Source organism: Acidovorax sp. FG42, from assembly GCF_057809195.1.
Map to the genome: position 1 here is coordinate 56,059 of NZ_JBMDJM010000018.1, position 15,980 is coordinate 72,038.

Here is a 15,980-nt window from a genome sequence, read left to right on the forward strand (position 1 = left end):
GCCTCAGTGGGCCACCAGCAGCTGCACAAACATCTGCACCTTGGCGCGGCACTCAGCGCTGATGGAGGTGAACTCCAGCCCGGCCACCCATTCATCGCCCTCCTGTTTGAGGGTGACGACGCGGGCGTACACATCGGCCACACGGTAGTCCACCAGCGGCAGCTCGAACTCCAGCTTGATCTCGCTGTGGGGTTCCAGCGGCTCGATCAGCTCCACCAGCAGGCCGTGGTAGCCGATGTCGCGGATGGCGCCGTGCACGATGTGGGGCACCACGATCTTGTCCTGCATGCGCTGGCACAGGCAGGGCAAGCGCGCGTCCACGCGGTGGCTGCGGCGGAACTCCTGGCGGGGCACCTTGAGCTTGTGCGACGGGATGGCGATCAGCTCGCGCAGGCTGACGGGCTGCGTGCGCCCTTTGACGAACACCTGCATCGGCGCTGACGCCGACACCAGCCCCCAGCAGCGCTGGTAGGTGGAGTCGCTGATCAGCACCTGGCCGCGCAGGCTCAGCGCCTCGATGCGGGAGGCCAGGTTCACCGCCTCGCCGATCACGGTGTATTCGGAATACACGTCGGATCCAAAACGCCCGGCCATCACGGTGCCCGTGTTCACGCCGATGCCCAGAAACACCTCAGGCAGGCGCTCGGTCATGTGGGCAAGGTTCAGCTCGCGCATGGCGATCTGCATCTCCACCGCACACAGCAGCGCGCGGTCCACATCGTCATCGCGGGCCACCGGCGCGCCAAACAGCACCATGATCGAATCGCCCATGAACTTGTCGATGGTGCCCTGGTACTTGAACACCACCTCCGACAGCCGTGCCAGGCAGCGGTTGAGCGCCGCAATGACCACTGACGCAGGCTGTGAGCCCGACAGCGCCGTGAACCCGCGCAGGTCGGCCAGCAAGATGGTCACCTCGCGCGGCGCTACCTCCAGGCCGTTGGCAGCTGCGCCCTCGGGGTTCTCCATGCCGTGCAGGATGTCTGCCATCTCGGCCTGGGCCGCCTCGCCCAGGGGCTTGCCGGTTTCGCGTTCGATCAGCGCCTGCAGGCGGCGCACGGCGTCGTGGTGGAATTCTTTGTGCATGGAGGTCAGGGGCGTGGAGCGGCCGGGCTTTTGTGGGTGGGGGTAATAACCTGTTCAAGAGGCAATGCCTGCCCTTCGCCACCCAGAATAGGCGCCGCCCCACGGCTGGTCAACCGGTGAAAACACTCCGGGCAAAGCAGCAACAGTGAGCGCCATGGCAACTCCTCACCATCAAAAAACTGATGTGCGGAGGACGCGAGCAGCGTTCCAGCACTGTCAGAGGGTGATTTGGAGTGTTTTTGACTTCAAGCGCTAGAACCACATGCGCTGATAGCTATTACTTGTGTAGCAATCGGCGGATTTCCCACCTTTACCCAGCGCTCACCCGGTCCACGCACACAAACTCGCCCACGGCACCGTCATAGTCCCAGCGGGCCGCCACCCTTGCCTGACCGTCCGGTGCGGCGCCCGATGCCTCGGTGCTAAGCACCACCAGGCTGTTGGGGCTGCCGTGCCGCAGGCGGTGCGACACCGCCGTGCCTGCGCTGCTGGCCCACAGCCCGGGCAAGGGCTGCAGCAGGCGGGGCTGGTGCACGTGGCCGGACAGCAGCATTTGCGCACCGGCAATGCGCCAGCGCTCCACGGCTTCGTCTGCACGGTGGGGGCGGTGGTCGCGGTCCTCGGCGTCGCGGGCCACCAGGGGGTGGTGGCTGGCCACGATCCGCCATGCGCCAGGGGGCGCCCGCGCCAGGAGCAGCGCCACATGCTCGATCTGCGCGGACGACAGGCTGCCGCGCTCGTGCCGCCAGGCGCGTGTGGTGTTCACGCCCACCACGTAGAACGCCCCCATCTGCCGCACGGGCTCCTGGTCCATGCCGAACTGTTCGGAGAACCGCTCGTACGAACGGCCCCAGCGCATCCACCACGCGAACAGGGGCAGGTCGTGGTTGCCCGCCAGCACCAGACTGCTGCGCGCATGCAGGCCCTGCACAAACCGGGCGGCCTGTTCAAACTGCTCGGCCGTGGCGCGCTGCGTGAGGTCGCCCGACACCACCACCATCGCCACGCCCAGGCGTTGCGCCAGCCGCTGCACAGCGGCGCACACCACCGGGTCGTGCGCACCGAAGTGCAGGTCGGACAGGTGCATCAGAACCGTCATGGCAGGGGGTGGCGCGGGGTGGGCTGGTGCAAGGGTCACTCCATCAAGCAGGCAGCAGGCCGGGCGCGGGAGTGGCGCCCGGCGCGGGCGTGTCGGCAGGGACGAAAGCAGTGGCTTCTTCAGGCGGTGGGGTCTGCGATGCACCGTCACGCGCAAGTTGACTCGGCGCCACCAGCCACAGCGGCCGCGCACTGATGCGGAAATGCAAGGGTGGTGCCATCCACTCCCGCTCGCCGTCAAACGCCACCTTGACCTGCGGTGGGCGCCAGCTGGCGGGTGCGACGGACAGCTCGGAACAAGCCATGCTGACCACCGCGTTGTCCTTGTCGAGCTGGCCGGTGGCGGCATTCCACACCGTGCGGGCGATGGCCCAGCGCCCTTGCGGCTTGAGCATGACCACGGCCAGGTGCCCACCATCGGCCACCTTCTGCGCCTGCGGCAGGCCCATGCGGTCCAACTGCAAGGGGTTGTTGCCCACAAACAGGGTGGTGACCAGGTGCTCTTCCTGCTGCGCCTCGGCGCCCTGGTGCGTCTTCATCACCACGCGCCAGCGGCGGCCCGACGCAGGGCGGAACAGGCTCCACACCGCAGCAGCCACGGCCACCCAGCGCTTGCGGCCAAAGCGGCGCGATGCCATTTCGCGGTCGGCCAGCATCTTGGGGTACAGGCCCACGCTGGCGTTGACCACAAACATGCGGCGGTTCACAAACCCCACCTGCACCGGCCGCAGGTCGCCCGCATGCAGGGCCTGCAGCAGGTCCTGCACGGCGGTTTCCGGGTCCAGCGCCAGACCGTGCTCGCGGCTGAAATAGTTGAAGGTGCCCATGGGCACCACCCCCAGCGGTACCCCGGCGCGCAGCGCGGCCGACGCCACGGCGTTGATGGTGCCGTCGCCCCCGGCGGCCACCAACAGCCCGCCGTCATCCTGCGCGGCCTGGGCAGCACGCTCGGCCAGCTGCACGATGTCTGCACGGCGGTCGGGCACATGCCAGACCACATCGTGCGTCTGCAAGGCGGGCACGCCCTCCAGCTTGGCGCGCAGCAGGTCCAGGTCGGCACCGGGCCGCCGAGGCACCACCAGGTGGATGGGGCCACGGGGCTGGGGGGGAAGGGTGTGTTCCGAAGGTGTCATGCAAAAACTCTGCAACAAACAAGAGCAACCCCACAGCGCGCAGAACAAATCGCAGCGGCCGGGCAGACCCACAGGCCACCCCACCACCGGCAAGCCCGTACGGACTGCAGGGCACTTCATGCTGACAAACCATCACGCGCGGTGCAGCCGGTCACCACCCCTTGCGCCTGTCAGCCAGCGCCGACAACCGCGCTGTGGGCAGGTTCGCAGGCCCCAATACACCCACCGCACGGCGGGATGCTGGGAACTTCAGTACAACCCCGGCTTCTGTCACTGAGCCCCTGCACGTTGCGGGTGCCCCAAAAGAGAAAGGACGCGCGATCTCCATGACCACGACCTCCAGCGCCCTGGCGGCCAACGACATAGGAGCCCTGCTGGCGCAGCACCCCTTGGGCTGGTGGATGACTGGCGCAGTGGCTTTTGCCCTGCTGGGCAGCGCTGCGTTGACGGGCTTGCGCAGCCTGCGGCAGCATGTGGGCGCGCCGCTGGGCCGCGTGTTTCCGCCCCAGGCCCGCTGGGTATTGGTGGCGGCCATGGCGGCCTCGGCCTGCACGCTGGTGCTGGCGGGTGCCACCCTGGCAGAGCTGGCCGAAAGCGGAAGCGCCCAAGGTTACTGGGGCGCACTGGACGACGCACTGGCCGCCAGCCTGCAAGCACAGGCATCGGCCGCCGTGCTGCAGTGGTTTGCCACCCTCACCCACCTGGGCGACACCTGGGTGCTGACCGCCGTGGCGCTAGGTGTGGCTGCCGCGCTATGGCTGCGCCGGCACCGCCTGCTGGCCACCGGCTGGCTGGTGGCCATGGCGGGCAACGGCGCGCTGACCAAGGTGCTGAAGAATCTGTTCGAGCGCGTGCGGCCCGAGCACACGCATGGCATTGCGGAGGCCAGCGGCTACAGCTTTCCCAGCGGGCACAGCAGCGCATCGATGGTGGCCTACGCCATGCTGGCCTACCTGGTCACGCGGCTGCTACCCCGTGCATGGCACCGGCCTGCGGTGATGCTGGCCGGTGCGCTGATCTTCACCACCGGCTGGAGCCGCGTGGTGCTGCAGGTGCACTACGCCAGCGACGTGCTGGCAGGCTGGCTGCTGGGCGGCACCTGGATGGTGTGCACGGTGCTGATCATGGAGAGTGTGTCGCGCTGGCGCAGTCCGGCCCTTGCCACCGCTGCAGCGCAACGCCTCTGAGCCTTCAGATCGCCACGAGGTTGCGAATGCCCTTGGCTTCCATCTCGCTACCCGGGCCGCGCGCTATGACCTCGCCGCGCTCCATCACCAAGTACTCGTCGGCCAGCTCCTGCGCAAAGTCGTAGTACTGCTCGCACAGCAGGATCGCCATCTCACCCTGGTCCGCCAGCATGCGGATCACGCGGCCGATGTCCTTGATGATGCTGGGCTGGATGCCTTCGGTGGGCTCGTCCAGGATCAGCAAACGCGGGCCGGGGGCCAAGGCGCGGGCGATGGCCAGCTGCTGCTGTTGGCCGCCGGACAGGTCACCGCCCCGGCGCTTGAGCATTTGCTTGAGCACGGGGAACAGTTCGTACAAGTGCGGCGGCACGGGGGTGGAGCCGCTTTTGTAGGCCAGGCCCATGCGCAGGTTTTCTTCCACGGTGAGGCGGCCGAAGATTTCGCGGCCTTGGGGCACAAAGCCGATGCCGGCGCGCGCCCGGTCGTAGGGCGTGGCTTTGTCGATGGGCTTGCCATCAAACTGGATGGAGCCGCTTTTGATGGGCACCAGGCCCATCAGGCTTTTGAGCAGCGTGGTCTTGCCCACGCCGTTGCGGCCGAGCAGCACGGTGACCTTGCCCGGGGTGGCGGTGAGGCTCACGTCACGCAGGATGTGGGAGCCGCCGTAGTACTGGTTGATGTTCTGGACGGTGAGCATGGTGAATTGGAGTGTTTTGGGCCGCAAGCGCTGGTTCAATATGCGCTGGCAGCTATACTTTTGATAGTGAAAACCTTCACCGGCCGAGGTACACCTCGATCACGCGCTCGTCGGCCTGCACCTGGTCGAGCGCGCCTTCGGCCAGCACCGAGCCATCGCACAGCACCGTCACTTTTTCGGAGATGGTGCGGATGAAACCCATGTCGTGCTCCACCACCATGAGCGAGTGTTTGCCCTTGAGCGTGAGGAACAGCTCGGCCGTGCGCGCGGTTTCTTCGTCCGTCATGCCCGCCACCGGTTCGTCCAGCAGCAGCAGCTTGGGGTCCTGCATCAGCAGCATGCCAATCTCCAGCCACTGCTTTTGCCCGTGGCTCAGGTTGCCCGACTGGCGTGTGACGCTGTCGGCCAGGTGAATGGTGTGCAGGATCTCGGCCAGACGGTCCGACTGCGCGGAGTCGAGCCGAAAGAACATGCTGGACTTCACGCCCTTGGGGGTCTTGAGCGCCAGCTCCAGGTTCTCAAACACGCTGAGCTGCTCGAACACCGTGGGCTTCTGGAACTTGCGGCCAATGCCCAGGCTGGCGATCTCGGGCTCGTTGTGGCGCAGCAGGTCGATGGTGGAGCCGAAGAACACCGTGCCTTTGTCAGGCCGCGTCTTGCCAGTGATGATGTCCATCATCGTCGTCTTGCCCGCGCCGTTGGGGCCGATGATGCAGCGCAGCTCGCCCGGGGCGATGTCCAGGCTCAGGCCGTTGATGGCCTTGAAGCCGTCAAAGCTGACATGCACGTCTTCCAGGTACAGGATGCGGCCATGGGTCACGTCCACCTCGCCCGGCACCGCCACGCGCGAGAAGCCTGCCGCGCGGCCGCCCGACTCAGTCTGGCCCAGCACAGCGGGCGCCAGCGTCTTTTGCAGCCGCCGCGCGCCTTCTTCCATCAGATCGGGCGTCATTGCGCAGCTCCCTTCGTGGTTGTCATTTTTGCTTTGAGCTTCTTGACCAGGCCCACCACACCATCGGGCAGGAACAGCGTCACGGCAATGAACAGTGCGCCCAGAAAGTACAGCCAGAACTCCGGCGCCGTCACCGTGAGCCAGCTCTTGGCACCGTTGACGATGAACGCGCCCACGATGGGCCCGATGAGCGTCGCGCGGCCGCCCACCGCAGCCCACACGGCGATCTCGATGGAGTTGGCAGCACTCATTTCGCCGGGGTTGATGATGCCGACCTGGGGCACATACAGCGCGCCCGCCACGCCGCACATCATGGCGCTGATGGTCCAGATGGTGAGCTTGTAGGGCAGCGGCGAGTAGCCCGAGAACATGACGCGGCTCTCGGCATCGCGCACGGCCTGCAGCACGCGGCCAAACTTGCTGCGCACCAGCCAGCGCGCCAGCAAAAAGAAGCCCAGCAACGTGACGCCCGTCAGCACAAACAGCGTCATGCGCATGTTCTGCGTGGCGATGGGCATGCCCAGGATGCGCTTGAAATCAGTGAAGCCGTTGTTGCCGCCAAAGCCCGTCTCATTGCGGAAGAACAGCAGCATGGCCGCATACGTCATGGCCTGCGTGATGATGGAAAAGTACACACCCTTGATGCGCGAGCGGAAGGCGAAGTAACCGAACACGAACGCAATCACGCCCGGCACCGCCACGATGAGAATCAGCGTGGCGATGAAGCTGTCAGACAGCGCCCAGTGCCAGGGCAGCTCTTTCCAGTCCAGGAATACCATGAAGTCCGGCAGGTCGCTCTTGTAATTGCCGTCGCGGCCGATCTGGCGCATGAGGTACATGCCCATCACGTAGCCACCCAGCGCAAAGAACAGGCCGTGGCCCAGGCTCAGGATGCCGGTGTAGCCCCAGATCAGGTCCATGGCCAGCGCGCAGATGGCGTAGCACATGATCTTGCCGAGCAGCGCCACGGCGTAGTCCGACAGGTGGAACACGCTGCCTGCAGGCACCCACAGGTTGAGCACCGGTGCGACGGCGCACACCACGATGAGCGCCACGATGAAGGCCGACCAGCCGCCGCGCGTGAGCAGCGGCGCCGGTGCGGGCAATTGGAGGTTGGGAGAGGTTGGCGTAGTCATGATCTGTCGTCTCTGGTGCTTCAGTCGGCCGTACGCCCTTTGACCGCGAAGATGCCTTGGGGCCGCTTCTGGATGAAGATGATGATGAACACCAGCACCGCAATCTTGGCCAGCACGGCGCCTGCCCAGCCTTCAAGGAACTTGTTCAAAATGCCCAGGCCCAGCGCGGCATACACCGTGCCCGCCAGCTGGCCCACGCCACCCAGCACCACCACCATGAAGGCGTCGACGATGTAGCTCTGGCCCAGGTCGGGCCCCACATTGCCCACCTGGCTCAGCGCGCAGCCAGCCAGGCCGGCAATGCCTGAGCCCAGGGCAAAAGCCATGGTGTCAATGCGCGCGGTGTTCACGCCCATGCACGAGGCAATGGGCCGGTTTTGAGTCACGCCGCGCACGAAAAGGCCGAGGCGCGTGCGGCCAATCAGATAGCCCATGCCCAGCAGCACCGCGATGGCAAAGCCGATGATGACGAGGCGGTTGTAAGGCAGCGTGAGGTTGGAAAGCACCTGCACGCCACCGCTCATCCACGCGGGGTTTTCCACGCCTACGTTCTGCGCGCCAAACAGGCTGCGCACCAGCTGCATCAGCACCAGGCTGATGCCCCAGGTGGCCAGCAGTGTCTCCAGCGGGCGGCCGTACAGAAAGCGCAGCACGCCACGCTCCAGCACAGCGCCCACGAGGGCCGATGTGAGAAAGGCCAGCGGCACCGCAGCCACCAGGTACCAATCGAACGCGCCTGGAAAGAACTTCTGGAACACGCCCTGCACCACGTAGGTGGCGTAGGCGCCGATCATCATCAGCTCGCCATGGGCCATGTTGATCACGCCCATGAGGCCGTAGGTGATGGCCAGGCCCAAGGCCACCAGCAGCAGGATGGAGCCCAGGCTGATGCCCGAAAACGCAGCGCCCAGGCGCTCGCCCCAGGCCAGTTGGTCGTCCAGCGTGCGCAGCGCGGCCTGCAGGGCAGCCTTGACCTTGGCGTCTTCCTCCACCGCCACGCGCTCGTTCAGCAGCAGGCGCGTGTCGGGCGTGGCGCTGGCCGACAGGGCCTGCGCGGCAGCGATGCGTTGCGATGCGTCGTCACTGCCCAGCAAGGTGGCAGCGCGCGCCAGCTGCAGTTGGGCCTTGATCTTGTCGCTGGTTTCCTGCGCCAGGGCTTTATCGAGCAGCGGCAGGCGACCTCCGTCAGGCTCTTTGGTCAGTGCCTTGGCGGCTGCCATGCGCTGGGCTTCGTCCTTGCCAAAAAGCGCCAGGCCCGCAAGGGCCGTGTCGATCTCGCCGCGCATGCGGTTGTTGTTGATGATGTCTTCGGCATCGGCAGGCAGCGGCACCTCGGCGCCGGTGACGGGGTCGATGCCCTTGTCGTCCCGCACGATCAGCGCCTTGCCACCGGCGACCTTCACCGCATCATCGGCAAGTGCCTGCAAAAAGGCAGCGGTGCGCTCGCTGGGGTCGACCACGGCCTGCTGCACGGCGGCCACGCGGTCGTCGGTGTCGCCAGCGGCCATGGCCAGGGCCTGCTCGGCGGTGAGTGCATGTGCCTGCGCAGTTGCGTAAAGCAAAAGGCAGACAAAGAGGCGAGGTATGAAAGAGAAAATCATGGAGGGGCCAGTCGGTCAATATGCAAAGGCCCATGCAGAGGGCAGGGCCTAGACCAGGGCCCCCGCGCAAGGGCCGCCCCGCCGCGCTGGGGGCGTCCCCCCTCCCACGCGCAGCGTGAGAGAGGGGGTGAAGGCGCGCTAGCGCCTCAGAGGGGTGTCACTTCTTTTCAGGCTCGTCCTTCTTCTTGTCGTTGCCTTCGATGTAAGGGCTCCATGGCTTGGCCTTCACGGGGCCGGGGGTCTTCCACACCACGTTGAACTGGCCGTCGGCCTTGATCTCGCCGATGAACACGCTCTTGTGCAGGTGGTGGTTCTTCTCGTCCATCTTGCTCACGATGCCCGACGGCGCCTTGAAGGTCTGGCCGGCCATGGCGGCGATCACCTTGTCCACATCGGTGCTCTTGGCCTTTTCAACCGCTTGCTTCCACATGTTGATGCCGATGTAGGTGGCTTCCATCGGGTCGTTGGTGAGCGGCTTGTCCTTGTGGCCGGCAATGCCCTTGGCCTTGGCGTAGTCGCTCCACTTCTTGATGAAGGCGGTGTTCTCAGGGCTCTTGATGGATTGGAAGTAGTTCCAGGCGGCCAGGTGGCCCACCAGCGGCTTGGTGTCCACGCCGCGCAGTTCTTCTTCACCCACCGAGAAGGCCACCACAGGCACATCCTTGGCCTTCAGGCCGGCGTTGCCCAGTTCCTTGTAGAAGGGCACGTTGGAGTCGCCATTGATGGTGGAGACCACGGCCGTCTTGCCGCCCTGGCTGAACTTCTTGATGTCAGCCACGATGGTCTGGTAGTCAGAGTGGCCGAAGGGGGTGTACTTTTCATCGATGTCCGAATCCTTCACGCCCTTGCTCTTGAGGTAGGCGCGCAGGATCTTGTTGGTGGTGCGGGGGTACACGTAGTCGGTGCCCAGCAGCACCCAGCGCTTGGCACCGCCGCCGTCCTTGCTCATCAGGTAGTCCACCGCAGGGATGGCCTGCTGGTTGGGCGCGGCGCCGGTGTAGAACACGTTCTTGGACAGTTCCTCGCCTTCATACTGCACGGGATAGAACAGCAGGCCGTTCATTTCCTCGACCACAGGCAGCACCGACTTGCGCGACACCGAGGTCCAGCAGCCGAAGATGACCGAGACCTTGTCCTGGCCCAGCAGCTGCTTGGTCTTTTCGGCAAACAGCGGCCAGTTGGAGGCCGGGTCCACCACCACGGGCTCGAGCTTCTTGCCCAGCACTCCGCCCTTGGCATTGATCTCGTCGATCGCCATGAGCACGGTGTCTTTCAGCACGGTCTCAGAGATGGCCATGGTGCCCGACAGGCTGTGCAGGATGCCGACCTTGATCGTGTCCTGGGCGTGGGCTGGCAGCGCAGACAGGCCAGCGAGCGTAGCGACGGCCGCGAGGGCCTTGAGGGAATAACGACGTTGCATGTGTGCTTCTCCGGTGGTGGTTTCAATCAGGGAATCAATCAAACCGCTTCGCCCGGCGGGCCCCGGTGTGGAGCCGCATTCGATCGGGCGATGGAATGGATTCTGGAGAGCGGGGCCCGTTGGCGAAATACGCCGGGTGGCGTACACGCACCGCTGCGGGGCTGCTCCCCACGGGGCCGTTGTGTGGCATCTCACTGCCAACGACAGGCGCAACAAGGGAGCCGGAGTCGGCAACGCGATTACTATCAAAAAGATAGCTGATGCCGCATATATCACTAGCGCCACCGGCCCTTTTCATTCAAAAACCTTGACCAGCGAAGGTTGTGGAGTCTCCGTAGAGTCTGCGGGTTTTCCCTAATCTTCGCGTGCCAGGCCTCCATGGGCCCGGTTGCCGCCCTTCTGCCCCGCTGCGCTCCATGAACCTCCCTTTGCTGGCCCTGGCCATTGCCGCTTTTGGCATTGGCACCACCGAATTCGTGATCCTGGGGCTGCTGCCCGAAGTGGCGGGTGACCTGTCCGTCTCCATCCCCGCCGCCGGCATGCTGGTGTCGGCCTACGCCCTGGGCGTGGCCGTGGGTGGGCCGCTGCTGGCGGTGGCCACCGCGCGCTGGCCGCGCAAGACCACGCTGACCTGGCTGATGGTGCTGTTCATCATCGGCAATGTGGGCTGCGCGTTGGCGCCCAGTTATGCGTGGCTGATGGTGGCGCGTGTGGTCACCTCGTTCTGCCACGCGGCGTTTTTTGGCATTGGCGCCGTGGTGGCGGCCAGCGTGGTGGAGCCGCACAAGCGCGCCCAGGCCATGGCGCTGATGTTCACCGGGCTCACGCTGGCCAACGTGCTGGGCGTGCCGCTGGGTACGCTGCTGGGCCAGCACCTGGGCTGGCGCTCCACCTTCTGGGCGGTGGTGGTGATTGGGGTGCTGGCCGTGGCTGCCGTGGTGCGCTGGGTGCCGCACCTGCGCCACCAGATCAGCGGCAGCGCGCTGGGCGAGTTCCGCGTGCTGCGCATCCGCCAGGTGTGGCTGGCGCTGGCGGTGAGCGTGCTGGCCTCCACCAGCATGTTCACGCTGTTCACCTACATCACACCCATCCTGCGCGACGTGACCGGCGTATCGCCCCAGAACGTGAGCGGCGTGCTGCTGCTGTGCGGCGTGGGCCTGACCATTGGCAACCTGCTGGGCGGCCGCCTGGCAGACTGGAAGCTGCTGCCCTCGCTGATGGGCATCTTCGCCGTGCTGGCGGGGGTGCTGGCGGCGTTTTCGTTCACCAGCGCGTGGCTGTGGCCCGCCATCCTCACCGTGGTGGTGTGGGGCATGGTGTCGTTCGCAGCGGGTACGCCACTGCAGGCGCGCGTGGTGTCGCAGGCGGGCGATGCACCCAGCCTGGCGTCCACACTCAACATCGGTGCATTCAACCTGGGCAATGCCATCGGGGCCTGGCTGGGCGGCGCGGTCATCACGGCCGGGTGGTCGCTGCAGGCCATTCCGCTGGTGGCGGCTGCTGTCACGCTGAGCGCACTGGCGCTCACGGCGTACATCGCCTGGCTGGACCGGCAGCCCGCTGCCCAAGCGCCCGTGCTCGCCGACTGCAAGACGGCCTGACGGCCCGGCCCTGCAGCGGCCCGCACCCCACCGGCCCCAGACCACAGGCCCCGCCCTGCCCGGCGTACCCGGCAGGGCTTTTTTTCGCCTTCGCCCGTATCGGCCTGCGCCCCATCCGCCTGCCGCGCTGCGTCGCGTAGCCGACATGGGCGTACAGCGTCCACCCGCGCACGGCGATAGGATGGCAGCCCAACGGCTGGACGCACCCGCAGGTCCTCCGCAACGGCAAGGACAACCCATGGTGAAACGACGCACAGTGCTCCTCGGCGGCGCCGCAACGGCGGGCGCGCTGGTCATCGGCTGGGGCGTGGTGCCCCCGCGCCAGCGGCTGCACACCGCGCAGCCCCTGCCCCAGGCCACGGGCCAGGTGGCACTCAATGGCTGGCTCAAGGTAGCGGCCGACAACACGGTGACGGTGATGATGGCCAAGTCCGAAATGGGCCAGGGCGCGCACACCGGGCTGGCCGCCATCCTGGCGGAAGAGCTGGACGCCGACTGGGCCCAGGTGCGGCTGGAGATGGCGCCCATCGACGACATCTACAACAACCTGGCCACGGTGGTGGACGGCCTGCCGTTCCACCCCGACAACGACGGATCCATCAAGGCCGTGGCAGGCTGGCTGACGGCCAAAACCATGCGCGAGGTGGGCGTGATGATGACGGGTGGCTCCAGCAGCATCAAGGACCTGTGGCGCCCCATGCGCGAGGCCGGTGCGCACGCCCGCGCCATGCTCATCAATGCAGCCGCCGTGCAGTGGAAGGTGCAGGCCGCCGAATGCAAGGCCAACGCCGGCGTGGTGGAACATGCAGCAGGCCAGCGCGCCACGTTTGGCGAACTGGCAGCACTGGCGGCGCAGCAGCCGCCACCGGGCAAGGTCACGCTCAAGGAGCCCGCTGAATTCAAGCTGATCGGCAAACCGCTCACCCGTATCGAGGCGCCCTCCAAGCTCGATGGCAGTGCGGTGTTTGGCATCGACGCCCACCCGCCCGGCCTGCTGCACGCCAGCGTGGTGATGTGCCCCACGCGGGGCGGCAAAGTGGCCCGGTTCGATGGCGCAGCCGCACAGAAAATGCCCGGGGTGAAGCAGGTGCTGGCCGTCGCGCCGTACCACGGCGGCACTGGCGGCGTGGCCGTGATTGCCGACACGCCCTGGCACGCCAAGAAGGCCGCCGCCGCAGTCACCGTGCAGTGGGACCACGGCCCCGCCGCCACGCTGTCGAGCGCCGCCGTCATGACCCAGCTGACCCAGGCGCTGGACCAGGCCCAGGGCTTTGGTTACCACAGCGTGGGCGATGTGGACCAAGCCCTGCAAGGCGCAGCGACCACCCTCACCGCCGACTACCGTGCGCCCTACCTGGCCCACGCCACCATGGAGCCCATCAACTGCACGGTGCAGTTCAAGGACGGCGTGGCCAGCGTGTGGACATCTACCCAGGTGCCGGGCCTGGCGCGCATGGCGGCCGCCAAGGCCCTGGGCATCGACGAGGACAAGGTGACCGTGCACCAGCTGCTGCTGGGCGGCGGCTTTGGCCGGCGGCTGGAGGTGGACTACGTGGCCCAGGCCGCCGCCATTGCCAAGACTGCGGGCGGTGCGCCGGTGCAGACGCTGTGGTCCCGCGAGCAGGACATGCAGCACGACTTCTACCGCCCCGCTTGCGTGGCGCGGTTCAAGGCCGGGCTAGACGCACAGGGCCAGCTGGTGGCCTGGCACAACGTGTCGGCCGGCCAGGCCATCGTGCCGCAGGTGCTGTCCCGCACCTTTGGCCTGCCAGGCGCCGGGCCTGACAAGACCTCGTCCGAAGGTGCGTTCGACCAGCCCTACGAGTGGCCCCACGCACGCATCGCCCACGAGATCATCGACCTGCCGCTGCCCGTGGGCTTCTGGCGCTCGGTGGGGCATTCGCACCAGGCGTTCTTCAAAGAGAGTTTTGTGGACGAAGCAGCCCACGCCGCCAAGAAGGACCCGGTGGCCTTCCGCGCCGCGCTGCTGCAAAAACACCCGCGCCACCTGACGGTCCTGCAAAAGGCGGCCGAGCTGGCGGGCTGGGGCCAGCCCTTGCCGCCCGATGCGTCGGGCGTGCAACGGGCGCGCGGCGTGGCGCTGCACCAGTCGTTCGGCTCCATCGTGGCGCAGGTGGCCGAGGTGTCGGTGGGTGCCGACAAGGCCATCCGCGTGCACCGCGTGGTGTGCGTGATCGACTGCGGCGCGGCCATCAACCCCAACCTCATTGCCCAGCAGATGGAAAGCGCCGTGGTCTACGGCCTCACGGCGGCGCTGTGGGGCGAAGTGACCATCAAAGACGGCCAGGTGCAGCAGAGCAACCTGCACGACTACCCCCTGCTGCGCATGGCCGACTGCCCCCGCGTGGAGACCCACATCATCGCCAGCGCCGAGCCCCCCGAGGGCGTGGGTGAGCCCGGCGTGCCGCCCATCGCCCCCGCCGTGGCCAATGCATTGTTTGCCCTGACCGGCCAGCGCCTGCGCGCGCTGCCGCTCAAGCTCAGCTGACCCGACGCACCGGAGCCCCCATGACCACGACCCTGAACCTCAACGGCCAACCCGTCGCCGTCAACGCTGAACCTGACACGCCCCTGCTGTGGGTGCTGCGCGGCGAGCTGCAGATGAACGGCACCAAGTTTGGCTGCGGCATGGCGCTGTGTGGCGCCTGCACCGTGCACCTGAACGGCGAACCGGTGCGCGCATGCATCACGCCCCTGTCGGCCGTAGGCAATGCCCAGGTGACCACCATCGAGGGCATGCAGGGCCCAGAAGCCACCGCGCTGCGCACGGCGTGGACGGCCGTGGATGTGGCGCAATGCGGCTACTGCCAGAGCGGGCAGCTGATGTCGGCCTGCGCGCTGCTGAAGAAAACCCCGCAGCCCACCGATGCCGACATCGACGCCGCCATGTCGGGCAATGCCTGCCGCTGCGGCACCTACCCGCGCATCCGGGCGGCGATCCACCAGGCCGCGCGCGGGCCTCAGGGCTGAGAGATTTGGCCCCCCAGGTCGAGCGACGCCTGCTCGACCACGCCCCCTTGTTCGGGCGGTAGGTCGGCGCAATAGACGGCGTTGCGCCCCGTGCCCTTGGCCTGGTAGAGGGCCTGGTCGGCACGGTTCACCAGCTCTTCAAAATTCATCCCCGAGCCCTTGTACAGGGTGGCTACGCCAATGCTCACGGTGACGGCCACCTCCTGCCCTTCGTCGCCCACGCACACCAGCAGGGTCTCGACCTCGCGGCGCAGTGACTCCGCCACTTGCAGCGCGCTGGGGCCATCGGTCTCGGGCAGCACGATGACGAACTCCTCGCCCCCAAACCGCGCAACGATGTCCACTCCGCTGCGCTTGCGCGCCGCGCACACCTGGGCCACGGCGCAGATCACACGGTCCCCGGCCAGGTGGCCGTACATGTCGTTGACGGACTTGAACAGGTCGATGTCCGCCACCAGCAAGGACATCGGGTGGCCGAAGCGTTCGGTGCGTTTGGCCTCCTTGGCGCCCAGCTCCATGAGCGTGCGGCGGTTGGACAGGCCCGTGAGCGAGTCGTTGGCGGCCAGCCGCTCCAGCGTGGCGTTGAGCTGTTGCAGCAGACGGTTCTGCTCGGTGAGCTGCTGGTTGATCTGGGCGATTTCGGTCTCGCGGCACTTGCGGTCGTGGATGTTGAACGTGACGCCGATCAAGCGCTTGCCAGGCGTGTCGCTGTGGCCGTCCATGATGCGGCCGTAGTTGGCAAACCAGATCCACTCGCCACTCTTGGACCGCAGCCTGAACTCGCACCGGTACTGGGGCGTGACGCCCGTCAGGTGGTCGGCCACGGCCCGGCGCACGGTGTCGATGTCGTCGGGGTGGAACAGGCCATAGATATCCTGCACGCCCGAGACGATTTCGTCTTCGGTGAACCCCAGCTCTTCAAACGTCTTGGTCGCCTTGCGCGTGACGTTGCCGGTGATGAGGTCGTTCTCCCACAGGTCAAGCCCGGCGGCCTCCAGGGCCAGCTCCAGCCGCTCCTTGTTCAGGTCCGCCTCACCCATGGCCATGACCACCTTTTTTCACAGCGTTCCGTTTCTCT

At 66.7% G+C, this 15,980-nt stretch carries 13 protein-coding genes; 4 read left to right on the forward strand and 9 right to left on the reverse strand.

Annotation, left to right across the window (positions count from 1 at the left end):
- Positions 1 to 3 precede the first annotated feature (3 nt).
- From ACODSM_RS17730 to ACODSM_RS17740, 3 genes are all read right to left on the reverse strand, one after another.
- Positions 4 to 1,086: an adenylate/guanylate cyclase domain-containing protein gene (locus ACODSM_RS17730; protein WP_488806387.1), complete on the reverse strand. Its 1,083-nt coding sequence runs from the start codon at positions 1,084 to 1,086 to the stop codon at positions 4 to 6.
- 310 nt (positions 1,087 to 1,396) lie between these two features.
- Entirely contained in the window at positions 1,397 to 2,185 is a 789-nt protein-coding gene (locus ACODSM_RS17735; protein ID WP_488806388.1) for a metallophosphoesterase family protein, read from the reverse strand.
- A 43-nt stretch (positions 2,186 to 2,228) separates the two neighbouring features.
- Positions 2,229 to 3,317, reverse strand: coding sequence for a diacylglycerol/lipid kinase family protein (locus tag ACODSM_RS17740; protein ID WP_209817414.1), 1,089 nt, complete (start codon positions 3,315 to 3,317; stop codon positions 2,229 to 2,231).
- 326 nt (positions 3,318 to 3,643) lie between these two features.
- Here ACODSM_RS17740 and ACODSM_RS17745 point away from each other — a divergent pair, with 326 nt between their 5' ends.
- On the forward strand, positions 3,644 to 4,504 hold the full coding sequence (locus ACODSM_RS17745; protein WP_488806389.1) for a phosphatase PAP2 family protein: 861 nt from the start codon (positions 3,644 to 3,646) through the stop codon (positions 4,502 to 4,504).
- A 4-nt stretch (positions 4,505 to 4,508) separates the two neighbouring features.
- Here the strand turns inward: ACODSM_RS17745 and urtE are convergent, their stop codons facing one another.
- The 5 genes from urtE to urtA form a co-directional block, all read right to left on the reverse strand.
- On the reverse strand, positions 4,509 to 5,201 hold the full coding sequence (gene urtE, locus ACODSM_RS17750; RefSeq protein WP_488806390.1) for an urea ABC transporter ATP-binding subunit UrtE: 693 nt from the start codon (positions 5,199 to 5,201) through the stop codon (positions 4,509 to 4,511).
- Positions 5,202 to 5,277: 76 nt separating this feature from the next.
- A complete protein-coding gene (gene urtD, locus ACODSM_RS17755) occupies positions 5,278 to 6,153 on the reverse strand; it encodes an urea ABC transporter ATP-binding protein UrtD (RefSeq protein WP_488806391.1) in 876 nt (291 codons plus the stop codon).
- The gene (urtC, locus tag ACODSM_RS17760; protein ID WP_488806392.1) at positions 6,150 to 7,289 is read right to left on the reverse strand and encodes an urea ABC transporter permease subunit UrtC; all 1,140 of its coding nucleotides are present in this window, start codon (positions 7,287 to 7,289) and stop codon (positions 6,150 to 6,152) included. Before urtC ends, urtD begins: the two co-directional genes overlap by 4 nt.
- A 20-nt stretch (positions 7,290 to 7,309) precedes the next feature.
- The gene (gene urtB / locus ACODSM_RS17765) at positions 7,310 to 8,890 is read right to left on the reverse strand and encodes an urea ABC transporter permease subunit UrtB (RefSeq protein WP_488806393.1); all 1,581 of its coding nucleotides are present in this window, start codon (positions 8,888 to 8,890) and stop codon (positions 7,310 to 7,312) included.
- A gap of 157 nt (positions 8,891 to 9,047) precedes the next feature.
- Positions 9,048 to 10,310, reverse strand: a complete 1,263-nt coding sequence (gene urtA / locus ACODSM_RS17770) for an urea ABC transporter substrate-binding protein (protein WP_060984130.1) — start codon at positions 10,308 to 10,310, stop codon at positions 9,048 to 9,050.
- Between the two features lie 416 nt (positions 10,311 to 10,726).
- Here urtA and ACODSM_RS17775 point away from each other — a divergent pair, with 416 nt between their 5' ends.
- From ACODSM_RS17775 to ACODSM_RS17785, 3 genes are all read left to right on the forward strand, one after another.
- Complete coding sequence (locus ACODSM_RS17775) at positions 10,727 to 11,911, forward strand: MFS transporter (protein WP_488806394.1); 1,185 nt, start codon at positions 10,727 to 10,729, stop codon at positions 11,909 to 11,911.
- 238 nt (positions 11,912 to 12,149) lie between these two features.
- Positions 12,150 to 14,420, forward strand: coding sequence for a xanthine dehydrogenase family protein molybdopterin-binding subunit (locus ACODSM_RS17780; RefSeq protein WP_488806395.1), 2,271 nt, complete (start codon positions 12,150 to 12,152; stop codon positions 14,418 to 14,420).
- A 20-nt stretch (positions 14,421 to 14,440) separates the two neighbouring features.
- Positions 14,441 to 14,902 carry a (2Fe-2S)-binding protein gene (locus ACODSM_RS17785; RefSeq protein ID WP_488806396.1) on the forward strand — a complete coding sequence of 154 codons (462 nt, stop codon included), beginning with the start codon at positions 14,441 to 14,443 and terminating at the stop codon, positions 14,900 to 14,902.
- On the opposite strand, the gene ACODSM_RS17790 is transcribed toward ACODSM_RS17785, so the two are convergent.
- Entirely contained in the window at positions 14,893 to 15,948 is a 1,056-nt protein-coding gene (locus ACODSM_RS17790) for a sensor domain-containing diguanylate cyclase (protein ID WP_488806397.1), read from the reverse strand. The genes ACODSM_RS17785 and ACODSM_RS17790 overlap by 10 nt on opposite strands.
- Positions 15,949 to 15,980: the final 32 nt, after the last annotated feature.